Genomic DNA, 19,167 nt, shown 5'->3' on the forward strand with positions numbered 1-19,167 from the left:
CTGTTGGGCGTGAACTGCCGGGTATTGCTATGAGGTCACGGACGTCCGGTCCGCGGCGGCGACGATCCGTGCCGCCGTGTTCTGCCCCATCCGCACGGCGCCGTCGACATGCTGGTACCCCTCTGCCGCAAGGTCGGAGCAGGACCAGTAGATGGGACCGACCGGCTTCAGCTGGTCCTTGCCGTAGCGGTGGAGACCGCCGAGGTCGTAGCTGGCGGCGTAGGCCCCGCGGGTCCATTCCTCCGAGCCCCAGTCGGACTCGTAATAGACCTCTGGCTCGAGGGCCTTGTCGCCAAGGTAGGAGGCGATCGATTCGAGGATGGCTCGCCGGCGGTCTTCCGCGCTGAGCTCGAACATGGCATCGGCTTTTTCATCCGAGACAAAGCCCACCAGCGTGCCGCGCGGGTCCTCGTGGTTCGTGTTGTCGTAGACCTCCTGCACCAGGGCGCCGGCACCGAAGGCGGTTCCGGACAGGCCGTCTTCGCGCCAGAACGGCGTGCTGTACACAGCGTGAACCTTGATGACCAGGCCGAGGGACTGGTGCTGGTGCATCTGGTGCTGACGGCGGGGCAACGGCGGGTTAAAGGACACCCTGGAGTAGAGGTTCGGCGGCACGGCCATAATGACGAACCGGGCGTTGACGATCGCCCTTTCCGATACGGCAGTCACCCGGTAGCCCCCGCCGGCACGTTCGGCCCAATTGATCGTGCGGACGGGGCTGCCGAGGACGACGTCGTCGCCCAGTTCCGCCGCCTGCAGCAGTGACACCTGCTGCATGCCGCCGACAACCCGCTTGTCCAGGATGAAGTCCTCATCGGTGAGATTGGTGAAGGAACCGGCGGACGCGGCCATCAGGACGGCCTGCAGCGCGGAGAAGGCGTGGGCGGGCTTGGTCAGCATGCCCCCGGCGATGAACAGCCCGATATTGTTGCAGGCTTCCTCGTCCGTTGAGTTCTGCCGCAGCCAGTGGTGGAAGGAGATGGTGTCCAGCTCGCGCGCCTTGGGGTGTGCCCACGGCTCCTCGGGGCCGATCTCGGCGGCCAGGAAATCCAGCAGGGCGGTGAGTCTGTCCATTTCGGCGGCGGTGGATTCACTGACGGGGAAGGTCTCCCCCGTGTACAGGGTGCGCTTGCCGTCCGCACCGATGTACACGGATTCGCCGTCCCGGTAGCGGGAGTAGGTCTGCAGTCCGAGTTCATCGAGCAGCCCCAGCAGCGCCGTCTGGTCCGGTGAAACCCATTGCCCGCCGATTTCGAGCGTGGCGCCATCAATCGTATCGGTCCAGGTCCGGCCGCCCACGCGGTCCCGCGCTTCGAGCACGGCGACACTCAGCCCGGCCTTCCTCAGTTCGCGGGCGGCGGTCAGGCCCGAAGGCCCGGCTCCAACGATGACGACGTCGCGGTCCAGTTCAAGCATGGTGTCCTTTCCGTAGTCCCCCGAGTGAGGCAGACCACTAAATGAATGGCGTTCATTTATGATGATAGACCTTCCTCCGGACCTAGGGAAGGGCCTTTTGCCGACGAATTTCGCCCGTAGAGTTAGGGGCAGAATGGGAGAGCCCCGAAAACCGCAAACGCCAGGAAGGCCCGCAATGACGGCAGCAACCAGCGCCCCCGCCGATCCGCACAGTGCCGCGGCCGAGCCGCGTCGGCGCGTCGGCCGGCCCGCGGCCGCAGTCCTGGACCAAGAGGGCATCACTGCCGCCGCCCTGCGCCTGATCGGCAAGAGCGGCTACGACGGCTTCACGATGGCGGCGCTGGCGAGGACGCTCAATGTGGCCCCCTCCGCGCTGTACAACCACGTTTCCTCCAAGCGGGACGTCCTGGTCCTCGTCCAGGACCACTTGACCTCGTTCGTGGACGTCACCGCCTTCGAAGCCAGCCCCTGGGAACAAGCCGTGCGGGACTGGGCCTGGAGCTACCGCGACGTATTCTCTAAGCACACCCCGCTGATCCCGGTCATCGCCGTACTGCCCGTTGCCGATGCGCCCAAGACGCTGGCGATGTATGAGGCAGTGAGTGCGGGCTTCAGCCGGGCGGGTTTCCCGCAGGAGCGGATCATCCCAGCGATCGTGGCGCTCGAGTCCTTCATCTTTGGCTCCGCCTATGACGCCACGGCACCGGCAGACATCTTTGATTCCGGCACCATGGCCGAGGCGACGCCGCATTTCACCTCCGCCGTCCGGCGCCAGGCCGAGGACAGCCGCGAAAAGCCGGCCGACGCCGCTTTCCGCCTGGGGCTCGAGGCACTCCTCACCGGACTCGGGTCACTCCGGACGGCGTAGCGGACACCGCGTCGAACATATCGGCCACGGGGGTTAAAGAAAAGAACCCCGGTCCGAAGACCGGGGTTCTTTCATTTGCGTGCGCGAGGGGGGATTTGAACCCCCACGCCCTTTCGGACACTGGCACCTGAAGCCAGCGCGTCTGCCGTTCCGCCACTCGCGCGCAACTTCCTTCACCCGGAAGAGGGCCGGTTTCCCGGACCGCCAACCTCGTAAAAGCAGCGAGATCAAGCATAACGGACAACTGCCGGAAAACACCAATCGGCGGCGGCGCCCTCCTTGTTCGCGGAAATCTTCCGGTCCTCACGCGCCTGTTGGCGGCCTCAGGGCAAGGACGTGCGGCAGCGCCAGAATGCGATGTCCGCCCACGTCAGCGGTCGGTCACCGTACTTTTCGGCGCTGGACCTGCAGCGTCCATTGAGGCCATTCCCAGACACGGCCAGTAGTATCTGATGTAAGAGTGTCCGCGGACAGCGGGCTCACAAACGTTGGAAACCGAGTTCCAGAACGACCGCTGCCCTGCAGCCATCAGGAAAGGAGAGGGACCATGGGATTGCTGGACAAAGTCGAGCGTGGCATCGAAAAGGCCGTCCGCGGCGTCTTCTCCACCGGTTCGCGCGCCGAGGTTGAGCCCGTCGAAATCGCGAGCCGCCTCCGCAGCGAAGTGGACAACAAGGCGCTCACCATCGCCGTCGGACGCACGCTGGCCCCCAACGTTTTTGACGTGCTCCTCAGCAGTGACGACTTCCACCGCGCCCAGGAGTGGGGCACACCGCTGGCGGAAGAACTCTGCGACGTCGTCATCAACCACGTCCGGAGCCAGGGCTACACCCTCCAGGGGCCGGTCCGAATCAGTTTCCGCCGGGATGAAGACCACCGTGCCGGGGATTTCGATATCACTTCGCGAACCGAAAAGGCCTCCGCTCCTTCCGTTCCGGCCCCGCAGGCAGTCCACAGCAATGTGCCGGCGGCTCCGACACGCCAGCCGGCGCAACTGCAGCCCGTGCTGGACATCGACGGCCAGCGTTACTCGCTGAATGCCCCGTCGATCGTCCTCGGACGGTCCTCGGACGCAGACATCCTCATTGACGACACCGGTGTCTCACGCCGCCATTTGGAAATCCGGACGGGACCGGGTTCAGCGCAGGCGGTCGACCTCGGCTCCACGAACGGCAGCTATGTCAACGGCCAAAAGGTCGTGGGCAGTTCGGAACTCACCGACGGTGCCACGATCATGATGGGACGAACCAAAATCATCTTCCGTCTACTGCCGGCCCACACAGGCGGCCGCGCATGAGCGAACTGACTATCACGGCCCTGCGTTTCGGGTTCCTTATTCTTCTGTGGGTGCTGATCTTCGGCATCGTCTCCGCCATGCGCCGCGATCTGATGATCGGTCGCAAGGCGGCGGCCGGGGCCCCCACGGCCCGGGAGGTGCGCAAGAACCCTTCCCTCGCCGAGTCCCCGCCAGCGCCGGTCAAACAGCAGGCCCATCAGCTCCTCGTGACCGAGGGTCCGCTCAAGGGCACCACTATCCCCCTCGCGGCAAGCCCGATCCTCCTCGGCCGGGCGCAGGAGGCCACACTGGTCCTGGAGGACGACTATGCGTCGGGCCGCCATGCCCGCCTGTTTCCACAGGGAAGCCGCTGGTTCATCGAGGACCTCGGATCCACTAATGGCACATACCTGGCAGACCAGCAGCTGACGCGTGCCCTCCCGGTGGAGCTGGGCGTCCCCGTGAGAATCGGCAAGACGGTCATTGAGTTGAGGCCGTAGCGGTGCCTGTCCCGGATCTTCCCGCCGACAGGGCCGAAGGCAACACAACTGCCCCGAAGCGGCCGCTTATCATGCGCTACGCCGCGCGTTCACACGTCGGCCGCGTGCGCGCCAAGAATGACGACTCCGCCTACGTCGGCCGGCACCTCGCCGTCGTCGCCGACGGAATGGGCGGCCATGCCGGCGGCGATGTTGCCTCCGCCGCGACCGTCCTGGACATGATCCACCTGGATCACGATGACTACGACGGTGACGCCGCCACCGTCCTGGCGGACGAAATCCAGACCGCCAATTCCTTGCTGTCCGAGCTGGTGCACATCAATCCCAAGCTCGCCGGGATGGGCACCACGGTCACTGCCCTGCTGCTGGCCGAGGGCAAGCTGCACTTCGCCCACATCGGCGACTCCCGCGCCTACCGCCTGCGCGACGGCGAATACGAGCAGGTCAGTATTGACCACACCTTCGTCCAGCGGCTCATCGACGAAGGCCGACTGCGCCCCGAAGAGGCCGAAACTCATCCGCACAAGAACGTCCTCATGCGCGTGCTGGGCGACGTCGACGCCAGCCCGGAGCTGGACCTCGATGCCCTGGCCGTCCAGCCCGGGGAACGCTGGCTGCTGTGCTCCGACGGCTTGAATTATGTGGCGGGCCATGTCGTGGAGCGCACGGTGCGGGAGACGCAGGACCGGAACGAATGCGCCAACCTGCTGATTGAGCTGACCCTCGAGGCGGGCGCCCCGGACAACGTGACCGTCGTGGTGCTGGACATCGCCGAGCAGACGCCCGACGACGTCCGGACCGCCGCCGTCGACGTCGTCCCTCCGCCGTCAAGCCCTGCCGTCGCGGCGTCGGCTCCCGCTGCTTCCGCCGGACCCGCGACCGCCGACCCCCTTACTGGCAGCCCGGCCCATGCGGAGAAGCCCTCCGGCGAGACAGGAACAACAGGCCAGACAGAGGCAAAAAACGACGCCGGCAACACCCCCACGTCTGCAACCTCCGCGACGGCGGGAAACCCGGGCGCCCCGGGCTCAGGTTCGGCGGGCGACGGCAAGGTAGCCGACAAGGCTGCCGGCGGCCAGGAGCCCGAGACCAGCACCGATCCGCACCTGGGCGAGCATCTCTCGGCTGAAGTCCTGCGCGATGAACTCTCCCGCCGCCCCCACGAACTCGTGGGCGCCGCCGTCGCAGCCGCGGAATCAGGTTCCATCCCGTCCATTGCCGGACGCACCGTGGCCCGGCGGGCCGCAACGGTCCTGACGCACAAGTCCGAACAGGCCCGAGAGGACGCCGACGACTTCAAGGCCGCCGGCCGGCCGCGCCGGTGGCTCACGGTGTCCATTGCCGCCGCCGTCGTCGCGCTGCTCGCAATGGGACTGTGGATCGGCTACGCCTGGACCCAGACGCGCTACTACATCGGCGAGCATGACCAGCACGTGGCCATCTTCAACGGGGTCTCCCAGCAGCTCGGCCCCATCCAGCTTTCAACCCTCGAAGCGGTGACTGACATCAAGATGTCCGACCTTCCAGAATTTTCGCAGCAGCGGGTGCGCCAGACCGTGCCCGCCAGTGATCTCTATGACGCGCAGCGGATCGTCAAGAACCTCGAGCTAACCGGCACCACCGCGCCGGCGGCCGAGTGCCTCACCCCGTCCCCCACTGCGACCGCCAGCGGAGGCGCCAAGGCCACCGCCACGGCCAGCGCAGGCGCTAAGCCCACCGCCAGCCCCGGCGCCAAAGCCAGCGCAAGCGCAACGGCCAGCCCAAGCGCTAAGGCCAGCGCCGGCCCGACGGCAGCCCCCGGCGCCACGGCGTCCTCCGAAGCGGCAAAGCCTTCCCCGTCCGCCACCCCGACAACGACCTGCGAGGTGGCCAAATGACCCCCATCGATCCCGTGGCCCGGCCGCGCCGGAACGTCGAGCTGGCCCTGCTGGTCCTGGCACTCGCTGTCGGAATCGGAGCCCAGGCGCTCGTGGGCGTTGACCGGCAAAAGGCCTTCGACACCGACTTCTGGTTCCAGTCCGGCCTTCTGGCAGCGGCGGCCCTGGCCTTCCACGTAGTGTTGCGGATCCGTGCCAAATATGCCGATCCGGTAATGCTTCCGCTGGTGGTCGCCCTCAACGGGCTGGGGCTTGCCATGATTCACCGCCTGGACCATGTGGGTGAAGACACGGGCAACAATCAGCTCCGGTGGACTCTCATTGCGATGGCGGTCGCGGTCGCCGTGATTTGGTTCCTCAAGGACCACCGCATCCTGCGCCGATTCACCTACATCAGCCTGGCGGTCAGCGCCGTGCTCCTGATCCTGCCGCTGGTCCCCGGCATCTCCGCCGGTGAAGTGCTGGGAGCGAGCGTTTGGATCAAGATCGGTTCCATGACCTTCCAGCCCGGTGAAATCGCCAAAATCACGCTGGCCATCTTCTTTGCCGGGTATTTGTCGTCGAACCGGGACCTGATCCTGCTGGCGGGCCGCAAAATCGGCCCGGTGCAGTTCCCGCGGTTTAAGGACATGGGCCCCATGATCACAGCGTGGCTCGTCAGCATCGGCGTGCTGGTCTTCCAGCGGGACCTCGGCTCCTCAATCCTGTTCTTCGGGCTGTTCCTCGTCATGATCTACGTCGCCACCAGCCGCATCAGCTGGGTCATCATCGGCCTGGTCCTGATCGCGGTGGGCGGTTTCGTGGCCGCCCGCGTGTTCTCGCACGTCGCCCTGCGGATCGACGGCTGGCTCAACGCCTTCACCGATGAGGTCTACGGCCGGCAGTTCGGCGGCAGCCTGCAGATCGTCGAAGGCCTCTTTGGCATGGCCGGCGGCGGCCTCGTGGGCACCGGCCTGGGCCAGGGACGCCCCAACCTCGTCCCCTTTGCCAACAGCGACATGATCATCGCCTCCTTCGGCGAGGAACTCGGCCTCATCGGCGTCTTCGCGATCGTCCTGATGTACCTGCTGCTGTTCACCCGCGGCTTCCGTGCCGCACTAGGCACCCGCGACGCTTTCGGAAAGCTGCTCGCCACGGGGCTCTCCTTCGCGGTCGCGCTGCAGTGTTTTGTGGTGATTGGTGGTGTTACGCGCCTGATCCCGCTCACCGGACTGACCACGCCGTTCCTGGCGGCCGGCGGATCCTCGCTGCTGGCGAACTGGATCATTGTGGGCCTGCTGCTGATGATTTCGCACACGGCACGCGGCCCTGTGGATACGACGCCGTTGCCGCCCGGCCAGGAACCGGGCCTCCGCAAGGACCTCCCGGCGAGACCGGCCAAGTCCCCCGCTCCGCAAACCAGTACCGACGCACCCACCGAGGCGGTGAAACAGCTATGAACCAGGCCATCCGCAACTCGTGGCTCGCCGCCATCGCGATGTTCGTGCTGATTTTTGGTGCGCTCAGCTACGTTCAGGTGGTGGGTGCCGACGAGCTCAAAGCCAACGCCTGGAACCGGCGCGCCATCCTGCAGAATTACTGCAACGACCGCGGTGCCATCATTGTCGGCGGCTCGCCGGTGGCAGAGTCTGTGCCAGCCACGGAAAGCTGCAAGTTCCAGCGGACCTACTCCCAGCCGGAGCTCTACGCGGGCATCACCGGATACTTCTCCAAGAACTACGGCCTCACCGGACTTGAGAAATCGATGAATGACGTCCTGGCCGGCAGCTCGGACCAGCAGTTCCTGGACCGCGTCGGCCAGCTGTTCCTCGGCAACCAGCCCAAGGGAGCGTCCGTGGAACTGACGCTGGATCCGAAGATCCAAAAGCTGGCCTACGACCTCATCCCGGACGGCCAGCGCGGTTCCATCGTGGTCACCAACCCGAAGACGGGCGCCATCCTGGCCATGGTCTCCAAGCCGTCCTACGACCCCAACCTCATCGCCACCCAGGATCCGGCCGCCGAGCAGGCAAATTACGGTGAGCTGAACCAGATCCCCGGGATCAATCTGAATCAGAACGTCAGCGGCCCCACCGGCGCGCTGCTGGCCCCCGGGTCCGTGTTCAAGCTCATCGACACGGCCGCCGCCCTGAATTCGGGCAAATACAATAAGGACAGTGTCCTGCCCAACCCGGCGGAGATGCCATTCCCGGGCATCGACTACAAGCTCCCCAATTATGCCGGGGGCAACTGCTATACCCGCAGCACGGCGTCGTTCGCCTTTGCCCTCCAGCAGTCGTGCAACACGCCGTTCGCCAGCATCGCTTTGGACCTGAAACAGCAGGCCATTGCGGACCAGGCGCAGAAGTTCGGATTCGGACAGAACTTCGGCGACCAGCTCAAGCTGGACTCCGCGCCGAGCTTCTTCCCGACCGAGCCGCTGGACGACGCCGGGTTGGCACAGTCTTCGATCGGCCAGCGGGACGTCCGCGCCACGCCGCTGCAGATCAATACCATGACGGCCGCGATTGCCAATGACGGCGTGCAGATGCAGCCAAACCTGATCAAGACTGTGCGCTCCCCGGACCTGCGGGCCATCAGCGAGCCGAAGCCCCAGGCCCTGCGCACGTCCACCACTCCGGAGATCGCGCGCCAGATCAACGAGTGGATGGTCAGCGTTGTCGACGAAGGCATCGCCGGCCGGGCTGCGGTCCCCGGCGTGCCGGTGGCAGGCAAGACCGGTACCGCGGAACTCGGCGACGGCCTGAACAACTCATGGTTTACCGGGTTTGCCCCGGCGAATGACCCGCAGGTGGCTGTCACCATCGTCATGGAAGGTGTAGACATCAACACCGGCGCAAAGTTAACCAGTCCGAACGCGAAGAAGATTTTTGAGGCGGTGTTGAATAAGTGAGGCCTACTTCAGGAATCACCCTCGGCGGCAGGTTCCAGCTGACCACGCGCATTGCGATCGGCGGCATGGGAGAAGTCTGGAAAGCCAAAGACCTGATCCTTGGCCGCATCGTCGCCATCAAGGTGCTCAAAGAGGAATACACGGGCGATCCCGGGTTCCTGCAACGGTTCCGCGCCGAGGCACGCCATACAGCGCTCCTGAACCACGTGGGTATCGCCAACGTCTTCGACTATGGCGAGGAAGAGGGCTCGGCCTACCTCGTCATGGAACTTGTTCCGGGCCAGCCCCTGAGCAGCATCATCGAACACGAACAGGTGCTCTCGCCGGACCGGACGCTTTCCATCATGGCCCAGACGGCGCGCGCCCTCGCCGTCGCCCACGCCCAGGGCCTTGTGCACCGCGACGTCAAGCCGGGCAACCTGCTCATCACCCCCGACGGCCGCGTCAAGGTCACCGACTTCGGCATCGCCCGCCTGGCCGACCAGGTTCCCCTGACCCAGACTGGCCAGGTGATGGGGACGGCCCAGTATCTGGCACCCGAGCAGGCCACGGGGCAGACCGCCACCGGAGCCTCGGACATCTACTCCCTTGGCGTCATCGGCTACGAATGCCTCACCGGCCACCGGCCGTTCTCCGGTGAATCCCAGATCGCCATCGCCCTTGCCCAGGTCAACGACGCGCCGCCGCCGCTGCCGGAATCCCTGCCGCGGCCCGTCCGCGCCCTCCTGATGTCCATGCTGGCCAAGGACCCCAAGAACCGCCCTGCCGACGCCATCAAGCTGTCCGAGGCGGCGGAGGCCATCCGCAACGGTGACATTGCCGCGGCCCACGCGGCGGTCCCGGGGATGCTCCTTTTCGACGCGGCAACCGGGCCCATCACGGCCCCCGTCGATGTCCCCACGGCGGCCACCAGCGTTATCGGCTCCAGCGCCGCGGCGGAAAAGTCGACGTCGGCAACCTCCGCGCTGCCCGTCGTCGGCGCCGCCGGCGCCGGCGCAGCGGCAGGCCTCGCGGCCGGGGCGGCCGCGGCCAGCGGCTACGGTGCGCGGAACGCGCTGAACCGCGCTGACGCCCTGGCAGCCGAGCGAAGCTGGGTGCAGGACGAGGAGGAGCAGGAGTACGACGAGCCGGAAGAGGAGCCGCAGCGCCGCAAGCGCAGCCCGTGGACCTGGCCGCTGATCGCCCTGATCCTGCTGGTCGTCTTCGCCCTTGCCGGCGTGGTCCTGACCCAAGCCGGCAACCTCTTTCCTGCACAGGGACCGGCAACGAGCATTGCCACCTCCGGCAGCGCGAAACCGAGCAGCGCCACCCCGTCGGCGTCGTCCGCGTCGGCATCCGCGACACCCACGCCCAGTGCTAGCTCCGCGACGCCCACCGCGTCCACCCCGGCGGCCGTCAACCTGATCCCGGAGAAGTACCTGGGGCAGTCCTACAACGACGTCCGCAGCGAACTCATTGGCATGGGGCTGGGAGTGAAGGGCAACGAAGTCTTCAATGACTCGCCACCCGGAACTGTCACCAACATCGACCCCTCCGGTTCGGTAGAGCCCGGAACCACCATCACCGTGAGCTACTCCAAGGGCCCGGAAATGGTGGCGGTGCCAGAGATTTCCGTGGGCGCCAGCGAGACCGAGGTCCAGCACGCTATCGAGAACGCCGGGCTCCACTGGGCCAAGGGAGCGGACGTCAGTCCCCGGAGCAAGAAGCAGGATCCGGGGACCTTCGTGAGCTCGGACCCGGAGCCCGGAAGCAAGGTGGTCGCCGGCAGTGTGGTGACCTACCACCTGGCCGAGGCCTCGGCCACAACACCTTCGCCGTCACCTTCGGCGACCAAGTCCGGACCCTAAGCGACCATGAACAACGCACCCCTCACACCGCCGTCCAGAGAGGACCGCCCGGTGAACACGCAGCGCGTCCTCAGTGGACGCTATGAGCTGGGTGAACTGATCGGCCGCGGCGGCATGGCGGACGTCTTCCGCGGCGTCGATACCCGGCTGGGACGAACTGTCGCCATCAAGCTGCTTCGTCCGGACCTGGCCCGGGATCCCCAGTTCCAGGCGCGGTTCAAGCGCGAGGCCCAGGCTGTCGCCGCGCTGAACCATCCCTCGATTGTGGCTGTCTTTGACACCGGGGACCACGCGGTCCCCGGTGACCACAACGACAGCGTACGTGTGCCGTACATTGTGATGGAGTTCGTTTCCGGCAAGACCATCCGTGACCTGATCCGGGCCAAGGACGTCAGCATAGATCAGGCCATCGACTTCAGCCTGGGCGTGCTGTCCGCGCTCGATTACAGTCACAAGGCCGGAATCGTGCACCGCGACATCAAGCCTGCCAACGTGATGTTCTGCCCGGAATCAAACAGCGTCAAAGTCATGGACTTCGGGATCGCCCGCGCCATGGCTGACTCGGCGGCCACCATGACGCAGACGCAGGCGGTGGTGGGGACCGCCCAGTATCTGTCGCCGGAGCAGGCCCGCGGCGAAGCCGTCGATGCGCGGAGCGATCTCTACTCGGCCGGCTGCCTGCTGTATGAAATGCTGACCGGCCGGCCGCCGTTCATCGGCGACAGCCCGGTTTCCGTGGCGTACCAGCACGTCCGAGAGATTCCCGATCCTGCCAGCAACCTCAACCCTGAGGTCTCCCTGGCGCTGGACACGGTGCTGATGAAGGCCCTGCAGAAGAACCGCGCGGACCGTTTCCAGGACGCAGGGGCCTTCCGCCGCGCCCTGCGGGCCGCCCGCAACGGCATCCCCGTGACCCCGCCGACCGCCAGTGAGGCACCCACCGATCCCACCGACGAAGTTCCCCGATACGATCCCACCGCGCCGACGGCGTTCTCGGTGACCGGGGCGAAGTTCCTCGACGAGGCCCCCGGCGGCCGGTTGCGGCCAGCCGCCGAAACGTCCGAAGACGACGCTCTGCTGGAACCCGACGGCACCGAACTCTATGGCACCGCGGACACCGGCAGCCTGCCCTTGGCGTTGCCGGCCGAGCGCGAACAAACGCCAGGGCAGAAGTCGCGCCGCCGCACCTGGATCGCGACGTTGGTGGTCCTCACGCTACTGGTGCTGGCAGGCGGCGGCCTGTGGCTTTATAACCTCATGAACCAGGCCCCGCCGCAGGCGACCAAGGTGCTGGTCCCCACGGTGACGTCCATGTCGGAATCGGATGCCCTGCAGCGGCTCTACAACGCGGGCTTCAAACCGCAAATCACACGGTTGCAGCACGAAACAATCCCGAAAGGCACTGCCATTGACACCGTGCCGACGGCGGGAAGCTCCCTGGTAGCCAACTCTGACATCATCCTGAACATCTCCGAGGGCCCCAGTTCTGTCACCATCCCGACGGACCTGCCCGGCCGGACGGAGGCGGCCGCCCGGGATCTCCTGCACCAAAAGGGACTGGCCGGCGCCCTCACCACCAAGTTGTCGAACGACCCCACGGTCCCGGCTGGCATTGTCATCACCACCAACCCGGCCCCGGGCAAGGTGGTGGCTGTAGCGGACGCCGTCGAAATCGTCGTCTCCACCGGGAAGGTGGCGGTACCGCAACTGATCGGGCTGCCGGTGGCGGAGGCCGAAGCGAAACTCACGGCGCAGGGCCTGAAACTCAACGTTACCGAAGTGGAGAATTCCCAAGTGGCTCCGGGCAAGGTCACGGGCCAGGCCGATGCTGCGGATTCACTCGTGGAGCAGGGCAAAACCATCACGGTGACAGTGGCGAAGGCACCGGCCCCACCTCCACCGCCGTCGCCTGCACCGTCACCGACGCCCAGCCCCACGAAGACAACGGCCAAGGAGGACGCCGTCCTCGACGGGCTGTTTCCCTAGTACGGTCCGGGCCTGCGCTTGATGGCCCGGGTCAGTGCTTGATGAGAGGACTCAGGTCCGCTGCCCGTTCCGCGGCCCCGGTCATGCCCAGCGATTCGAGCCAGTTGCCCAGCATCTGGTAGCCGCCCTCGGTGAGGACGGATTCAGGATGGAACTGGACACCGCACAGCGGGGCGCTGCGGTGCTGCAGGCCCATCACGACGCCCGTGCCTGTTTCCGCGGTGATTTCCAGGATCTCCGGGATGCTCTCGCGCACCGCGGCCAGCGAGTGGTAGCGGGTGGCCGTGAGGGGAGAGTGGAGGCCGGCAAACACGCTGGAACCGTGGTGCTCCACGAGTGACGTCTTACCGTGCATCAGTTCGGGCGCGTGCGTCACGGTTCCCCCGTAGGCCTCTGCCAGCGCCTGATGGCCCAGACACACGCCGAGCATGGGCTTATCGTGGCTGCCGCACCATTTGATGAGCTCAATGCAGACGCCGGCCTCGGCCGGATTTCCCGGGCCGGGCGAGATGAGGACGCCGTCGCGCGCCTCGGCCAAGTCGATTGCCTCGGCGAGGGTGACGTCGTCATTGCGGACCACAGTGGTCTCTGCTCCGAGTTCCTGCAGATAACCCACCAGGGTGTAGACGAAGCTGTCGTAGTTGTCGACCACCAGGATCTTGGTTGTGCTCATGGATGCCTTGCTGAACCAATCGTTGAATCTGTTAACTGGGTGAATTGCGCCAGCCAGGGGAAAAGGAACTGAACCATCAATACCAGTGCTCCGGCCGCCAGCGCCAGCGCCGCCGCAATCCTGAGCCACAAGGGCCCGGGAAGATGGCGGAATAGCCATCTGTACATGCCTCAGCCTTCCGCCGTGCGGGCCACCTGCGGAGCGATCTCGGCCGGCGGGCCCGCTGAAGCAGGCCGCCACCGCTCCAGCAGGGCGTAGGCCACAAAGCGTTCCCGGGGAGCCAAACCGCGGGTTGCACGTAGTCATGGTGAGGTAGCTCTCCGTCGGCGCGACGCCCGGCCTGGTCGGCACCGGCAGCAGCACATCCGTCCGCGACGGGAGGACTATCTGGCTGTTTTGGAACACGTACACATAGTAGCCCTCGCGGGTCTGGACGTAGATCCGATCCCCGGGGACCAGTGCGTCAATGCTGTCCAGGACGGCGCCGTGAGTCTGCCGGTGGCCCGCCACGGCAAAGTTTCCGACGCCGCCCGGCATCGCGGTGCCCTCGTAGTGCCCGATGCCCAAAGTGTCCAGCAGCGCCGCGGTGGTCCCCTGAACGATCGGACGTGTGTACCCGGCACCGAACCGGGGAACATACAGGATGCCGATCGTCGCGCCTTCCGCCGGTTCCGCGGCCACGGCGGCGGGACCGGAGTCGGCTGCCTCGCCGCCGCCCGATCCGCGGGTCTCCGGTCCGCCGGCGGCGGGCGACCCGGCCACCGCGGAAGCGTCCGCCCCTCGCGCAAAGTCCCTGACGACGTCGTGCTGCCGGGCGTCGGCATCCACGTTCGTCCACCACAACTGCCAGGCCACGAACAGCAGGAGCACGACGCCAGCCGTCAATAGCAGCTCGCCGGCGATCTGGACGCCGCGCCGGAGCAGTGCCGGGCGGCGCAATGCCGGGCGGCGGCCGGACCGGCCGGATTGCTGCTCCAACTGCGGCACAGCGGGTTCTCCTCAAGGCAGTTGCGGTTCAACGGTGTGGCCGAATCTACAAGCTAGAATTGTGCGAGCAAAAGAATTCAAACTTGACCAAGAGCGCGTTGGCCGCCAGGGGCTCAATTCCTGCAGGATACCAAGCAACGCTGCCGCTCTTGAGCCAGCCCGCCAAGGAGGATCAGTGCCCGAGTCGAAGCCGCGTAAAAGGACTGCCCGCGTAGCCCCGCAGACTTCTGCTGCGCAGGCCTACAAGCCCAACCCGGTCTGGTTCAAGCCCGTCATGTTCGGCCTGATGATTGTCGGCCTGCTGTGGATCATCACGTTCTACATCACCGAAGGCGCCTACCCGGTGCAGGCATGGGCCTCATGGAACATCGTCGCAGGGTTCGGCATCGCGATCATCGGCTTCCTGATGACCACACGCTGGCGTTCCTGATCCCGGCGCACAGCATGAAGTGACGGGTGCGAGCCCGTGATCTGCGAAAGCCCCTGACGGGCCGGCACACTGTGTGTGCCGGCCCGTCACCGTTAAAGCCGACCGTCGCCCTTTTGACCGATAATGCTGGGAGCGGCACAAACCTAAGAGAAGGACTCCAGATGACCCCGGCGGTAAGCGGCTCTATTATCGGCGACGACGGACTAGCGAGGCCTGCGTGGGCCGCCGTGGACCCAATGCTTCGCGAGTACTACGACACCGAGTGGGGCATGCCAGTCCGGGACGAACAGGGGCTCTACGAACGGATCAGCCTCGAGGGGTTCCAGGCCGGGCTCTCCTGGGCAACGATCCTGCGGAAGCGCCCAGCATTCCGCGCTGCCTTCAAGGACTTTCAGCCGGACACGGTGGCCAGGTTCACCGATGCGGATGTGGAACGGCTGATGCTGGACGCAGGCATCGTCCGGAACCGGCTCAAGATCCAGGCGACCATCACCAATGCCCGCGCCACTGTGGCGTTGAGGGACGACGGCGGCCTGGTTGACTTCGTCTGGGGGTTTCAGCCGGCCGCCACACCACGGCCCACCGCGCTCGACCAGATAGCCACAACCTCGGCGGAGTCGATCGCCCTTTCAAAGGCCTTGCGGAAGAAGGGGTTCGCCTTCGTCGGGCCCACTACGATGTTCGCCCTGATGGAAGCGGTCGGCATGGTGGATACCCATTTGATGGACAGCCACCGGCGCGGATCGTCCGGTATCTGGGCCTAGCTACCGCGGAATCCGACAGCACCTAGGCAGCCGATGCACAGGCGCTCCCTCTTTATCCACAGCTGTGCACAAGTCTGGGGAAACTTATCCACAGTGTGCATAACTGAAGGGCATGTGGGCCCCGTTTCCGTTTCCCACGGGCTTCAGCGCGTCCCAACCGGATCCTGGCAACACCGCTCCAGCGGGAATCAGAGACCTCGAGGTAATTAACAGTGTGGATTGGCTGTGGAAAAGCCAGGCTAAACGGTTCCGGCATAGGGCGGCCCTGACGGCCGGGAGGAGTCCTGCCCGCCGCGGCACAGAACGCTGGAACCGCTCCGAGCAGCCCGGGCAGACTATCCACTTACTAACAGTACGCTACCCACACGTTATCCACAGCTGGGGATAACACGTCATTAAACAGATGCCCGAGTCCGCTGGTTCGTCCTGCGGCGGGGAAAAGGGCGCCTTTGCTTGGACCATCAAGTTATTAACACTTGTGCATAACCCTGTTGAAACGCGTTGAAGAGCGTCGGGTTTTCCCAGCAGGCCGGGCGGAAGAGGCAGCCTCGACGGGATTTCAGGCAATTTAACTGCGGCTGAGTGTTGTCCACTTACGCACAATGCGACTGGCAGGAGTTATCCACAGCTGTGGAGATCGAGCGTTCGGTTTCGCGAAAACCAGGGAAATTCGCCAGCTGGGGCGGCCAAACCGGGGAACCATCATTGAACTACACCGATGTAAGTTATTAACAATGTGGATAACCCCTGTGGAAAACATCCACTTGCCGCGCTGCTGTGGTGCTGCGGGAGCTTCCGAAAGCCTGGCGGCGTGCAGAGGGCTGCGCCGTCCGGGGCGGCTTTCAGGGCAAGAAACCGCTATATGCGGCCCGCAGGCGGTGTTTTCGTGTCGATGTGCCCCCGGACGGAACTGAACTCGTGCAGCGGGGGTTGCCGAAGGTGCGCAGGAAGGCGGGAAGAGCCGCACCTAAAGGGCGGCTGCGGGGAAACAGCAGCAGGAGGGGGCTAGGCGCCGGCGCTGACCATCCGGAAGACGGACACGATGATCACCAGGGCCAGGACCGCGGCCAGTCCCACGGCCTGCACTAGGGCCTGCCGCGGGCCGCGGGGCGTGTAGGCGATGACGGCGGCGCTCAGCGCGCCCGTGATGAGGCCGCCAAGATGGGCCTGCCACGCGATTTGGGGGACCATGAAGCCGACCACGCCGTTGATGGCGATCAGGACCAGGAGCTGGCGGATATCGCCACCGCGTTGCCGCTGGACCACCAACAAGGCACCGAACAGGCCAAAGATGGCACCGGAGGCTCCGACGAGCCCCACAGGACCGTTGGCCGGATAGACCGGGGTTAAAAGAAGGAATCCGGCCGAGCCGCCAATGGCGGAGAGCAGGTAGACGGCCAGGAAGCGGGTGTGGCCCAGCAGGGGTTCGAGGATCTGGCCGAAAATCCACAACGTGTACATGTTCAGGACAATGTGGAGCAGGAATCCCTGCGAGTGGAGGAAGGCCGAGGTCAGCATCCGCCACGGCTCGACGTCCGTCAAGGCCGGGGCGTACGCCAGCTGCTGGTAGATTCCGTCGTTGGGGACAATCCACTGCAGCCCGTAGACAAGGGCACATAGCCCGATGATGACGTAAGTGGCCACCGGTTTGCCGGCAGTGACGGCACCGCCGTAGACGGTCCGGACGTTCGGCGTCGTGCGTTTGGTCTCGTTGACACAGTCGACGCATTGGAATCCGACGGCGGCCGCCCGCTGGCAGTCGGGGCACGCAGGGCGCCCGCACCGCTGGCAGCGCACGTAGGCGGGCCGGTCCGGGTGCCTGGGGCACACCGGGACGTCCGCGGACGGCTCGGCCGCCGGAGTTCCGTAGCTCATGGTGTGGGGTTAGAGCTTTTCGATATCAATGCTGTTGATGGTGACGTCCTCGACGGGACGGTCGCCCATGCCGGTGCGGACGCCCTCGATCGCGTCAACGACCTTTTTGGAATCCTCGTCAGCGACCTCACCAAAGATGCTGTGCTTGCCCTGCAGCCACCCCGTGGGGATGGTGGTGATGAAGAACTGCGAACCGTTGGTGCCGCGGCCCATCTGGATACCGGCGTTGGCCATGGCCAGCTTGTACGGCTCGTTGAAGGTCAGCTCCGGGTGGATTTCGTCGTCGAACTTGTAGCCCGGTCCGCCGGTGCCGCGGCCCAGGGGATCGCCGGCCTGGATCATGAAGTCCTTGATGATGCGGTGGAAGATGGTGCCGTCATAGAGGGGCGTGCCCGTCTTGTCCTCTCCCGTTTCCGGGTGCTTCCAGGCCTTTTCGCCAGTGGCCAGACCGACGAAGTTGTCGACGGTCTTCGGCGCGTGGTTTCCAAAGAGGTTGACGACGATGTCGCCGAGGCTCGTGTGGATGGTGGCTTTTGCGGTTGTGTTGGCAGTCATAGCGCCTATTCTTCCATGCCGTGCCAGCGCGCATAGGGCCGCACCGTCAGTTCCGCGCTGGGTGAAATCCACTAGAAATCCGGCTGAAGAATAGCCGGTGCGTTCCTAGACACGTAGGCTAACTGCAGACCGTCACATTAATCGGGAGGTAGTTGTGAAGAAATCGGATCGTATTGCCCGGGACCTGGAGCAGTCAGTCAGCAGCGGAGTAGACACCGCCAGGGAATGGGCGGCCCCGCGGGTCGAAGCGGCAGTGAATTGGGCTGTTCCCCGCCTCCAGCACGGGCTGGATACCGCCTCTCCCAAACTTCAGGAAGGGCTCAAGACCGCAGCCCAAAGCCTGGCCGGCGGCGTCGCCGTCGTCACTCCCCGCCTTCAGGAGAGCCTGGCCCAGCTTGCACCCAGGATCAACGACGCCGCCGAAGGTGCCACTCCGCGCCTGCACGTCGCCGTGGACAAGGCAGCACCGGTGATCGCCAACGCCCGCGATCTGGTCGTGGTCGAGTACCTTCCCCGGCTTTCCACCGGGATCGGGCAGGCGTCAGAGGCCGTCCACCGCACGCTGGAGAGCGCTCCGGTCCACGTGGACGCCCTCGCGCAGAAGCTGATTGATTCCGGCTTGGTCCACAATGTCCAGACACAGGCCCAGGCAGCCGGGAAGAACATCAAGGCGGCCGCCGCCGATGCCGGCAAGACGGCGAGCGTCAAGCTCGGCAAGCGGGAGCAGCAGAAACCCAAGCACCGCGGCCTGCTGATCTTGGGTGTCCTCGCTGCCGCAGCCGCCGCCGGCGTCGCCGCCTGGAAGGCTTCCAAGCCGGTGGAAGACCCTTGGAAGGTTCCGACGCCGGTAAAGCCTGCCCCCGTGTCAACCCCCACTGTCACCGAGATATTCGCGGATGCTGCTGACAAGGCGGGCGCCGCTGGAGCTGGTGCGGAGGACTTTGCAACTGCTGGGACGGCGAAGGCAGCCGAATCCACGGCTGACGCAGCCGACAAAACGGCGGATGCGGCCAAGGACGCCGCCGACACGACGGCGGAAACCGCCAACAACGTTGCCACCGACGCCCAGACTGCCGTCCGTAACATCGCGTCCAACATGAAGAACGGCACGGACAAACCGGAACAGTAACGCCGCCGGCACCGGCCGGTCGAGAAGGCCGAACCGGTCAGCTCCAGCCGCCGTCCGGCAACCCGTAAGTTCTCCGCAACTCTCCGAGGGA

At 65.6% G+C, this 19,167-nt stretch carries 15 protein-coding genes, 1 tRNA gene and 1 pseudogene; 11 read left to right on the forward strand and 6 right to left on the reverse strand.

Annotation, left to right across the window (positions count from 1 at the left end; genetic code table 11):
* Window positions 1–27: 27 nt before the first annotated feature.
* On the reverse strand, window positions 28–1,416 hold the full coding sequence (locus ACFVVK_RS09220; RefSeq protein ID WP_390266122.1) for a flavin monoamine oxidase family protein: 1,389 nt from the start codon (window positions 1,414–1,416) through the stop codon (window positions 28–30).
* Between the two features lie 175 nt (window positions 1,417–1,591).
* On the opposite strand from ACFVVK_RS09220, the gene ACFVVK_RS09225 reads away from it, so the two are divergent.
* Entirely contained in the window at window positions 1,592–2,284 is a 693-nt protein-coding gene (locus ACFVVK_RS09225) for a TetR/AcrR family transcriptional regulator (protein ID WP_390266123.1), read from the forward strand.
* Between the two features lie 80 nt (window positions 2,285–2,364).
* Here ACFVVK_RS09225 and ACFVVK_RS09230 read toward each other — a convergent pair.
* Window positions 2,365–2,447, reverse strand: a tRNA-Leu gene (locus ACFVVK_RS09230).
* Window positions 2,448–2,831: 384 nt separating this feature from the next.
* On the opposite strand from ACFVVK_RS09230, the gene ACFVVK_RS09235 reads away from it, so the two are divergent.
* The 7 genes from ACFVVK_RS09235 (at window position 2,832) to pknB (ending at window position 12,663) form a co-directional block, all read left to right on the forward strand.
* Window positions 2,832–3,581, forward strand: coding sequence for an FhaA domain-containing protein (locus ACFVVK_RS09235; protein ID WP_390266124.1), 750 nt, complete (start codon window positions 2,832–2,834; stop codon window positions 3,579–3,581).
* Window positions 3,578–4,060 carry an FHA domain-containing protein gene (locus ACFVVK_RS09240; RefSeq protein WP_390266125.1) on the forward strand — a complete coding sequence of 161 codons (483 nt, stop codon included), beginning with the start codon at window positions 3,578–3,580 and terminating at the stop codon, window positions 4,058–4,060. Before ACFVVK_RS09235 ends, ACFVVK_RS09240 begins: the two co-directional genes overlap by 4 nt.
* 71 nt (window positions 4,061–4,131) lie before the next feature.
* Window positions 4,132–5,937, forward strand: coding sequence for a protein phosphatase 2C domain-containing protein (locus ACFVVK_RS09245; protein ID WP_390266188.1), 1,806 nt, complete (start codon window positions 4,132–4,134; stop codon window positions 5,935–5,937).
* Entirely contained in the window at window positions 5,934–7,376 is a 1,443-nt protein-coding gene (locus ACFVVK_RS09250) for an FtsW/RodA/SpoVE family cell cycle protein (protein ID WP_390266126.1), read from the forward strand. Before ACFVVK_RS09245 ends, ACFVVK_RS09250 begins: the two co-directional genes overlap by 4 nt.
* Complete coding sequence (locus ACFVVK_RS09255; protein WP_390266127.1) at window positions 7,373–8,830, forward strand: peptidoglycan D,D-transpeptidase FtsI family protein; 1,458 nt, start codon at window positions 7,373–7,375, stop codon at window positions 8,828–8,830. Before ACFVVK_RS09250 ends, ACFVVK_RS09255 begins: the two co-directional genes overlap by 4 nt.
* Window positions 8,827–10,677: a protein kinase gene (locus tag ACFVVK_RS09260; RefSeq protein WP_390266128.1), complete on the forward strand. Its 1,851-nt coding sequence runs from the start codon at window positions 8,827–8,829 to the stop codon at window positions 10,675–10,677. Before ACFVVK_RS09255 ends, ACFVVK_RS09260 begins: the two co-directional genes overlap by 4 nt.
* 6 nt (window positions 10,678–10,683) lie before the next feature.
* Window positions 10,684–12,663, forward strand: a complete 1,980-nt coding sequence (gene pknB / locus ACFVVK_RS09265) for a Stk1 family PASTA domain-containing Ser/Thr kinase (protein WP_390266129.1) — start codon at window positions 10,684–10,686, stop codon at window positions 12,661–12,663.
* Between the two features lie 31 nt (window positions 12,664–12,694).
* On the opposite strand, the gene ACFVVK_RS09270 is transcribed toward pknB, so the two are convergent.
* Together ACFVVK_RS09270 and ACFVVK_RS09275 are read right to left on the reverse strand one after the other, a co-directional pair.
* Complete coding sequence (locus tag ACFVVK_RS09270; protein WP_390266130.1) at window positions 12,695–13,336, reverse strand: anthranilate synthase component II; 642 nt, start codon at window positions 13,334–13,336, stop codon at window positions 12,695–12,697.
* Window positions 13,337–13,506: 170 nt separating this feature from the next.
* A pseudogene (locus ACFVVK_RS09275) lies at window positions 13,507–14,314 on the reverse strand (class E sortase).
* A gap of 184 nt (window positions 14,315–14,498) precedes the next feature.
* Here ACFVVK_RS09275 and ACFVVK_RS09280 point away from each other — a divergent pair.
* The gene (locus tag ACFVVK_RS09280) at window positions 14,499–14,753 is read left to right on the forward strand and encodes a cell division protein CrgA (protein WP_390266131.1); all 255 of its coding nucleotides are present in this window, start codon (window positions 14,499–14,501) and stop codon (window positions 14,751–14,753) included.
* Between the two features lie 161 nt (window positions 14,754–14,914).
* Complete coding sequence (locus ACFVVK_RS09285) at window positions 14,915–15,517, forward strand: DNA-3-methyladenine glycosylase I (RefSeq protein ID WP_390266132.1); 603 nt, start codon at window positions 14,915–14,917, stop codon at window positions 15,515–15,517.
* Window positions 15,518–16,522: 1,005 nt separating this feature from the next.
* Here ACFVVK_RS09285 and ACFVVK_RS09290 read toward each other — a convergent pair.
* Entirely contained in the window at window positions 16,523–17,392 is an 870-nt protein-coding gene (locus ACFVVK_RS09290; RefSeq protein ID WP_390266133.1) for a rhomboid family intramembrane serine protease, read from the reverse strand.
* A 9-nt stretch (window positions 17,393–17,401) separates the two neighbouring features.
* Window positions 17,402–17,947 (reverse strand): peptidylprolyl isomerase, encoded by a 546-nt coding sequence (locus ACFVVK_RS09295; RefSeq protein WP_390266134.1) that lies wholly within the window; start codon window positions 17,945–17,947, stop codon window positions 17,402–17,404.
* Between the two features lie 154 nt (window positions 17,948–18,101).
* Here ACFVVK_RS09295 and ACFVVK_RS09300 point away from each other — a divergent pair, with 154 nt between their 5' ends.
* Window positions 18,102–19,076 (forward strand): hypothetical protein, encoded by a 975-nt coding sequence (locus ACFVVK_RS09300; RefSeq protein ID WP_390266135.1) that lies wholly within the window; start codon window positions 18,102–18,104, stop codon window positions 19,074–19,076.
* Window positions 19,077–19,167: the final 91 nt, after the last annotated feature.

It is taken from the genome of Arthrobacter sp. NPDC058192, assembly GCF_042883665.1.
Classification (GTDB): Bacteria; Actinomycetota; Actinomycetes; order Actinomycetales; family Micrococcaceae; genus Arthrobacter.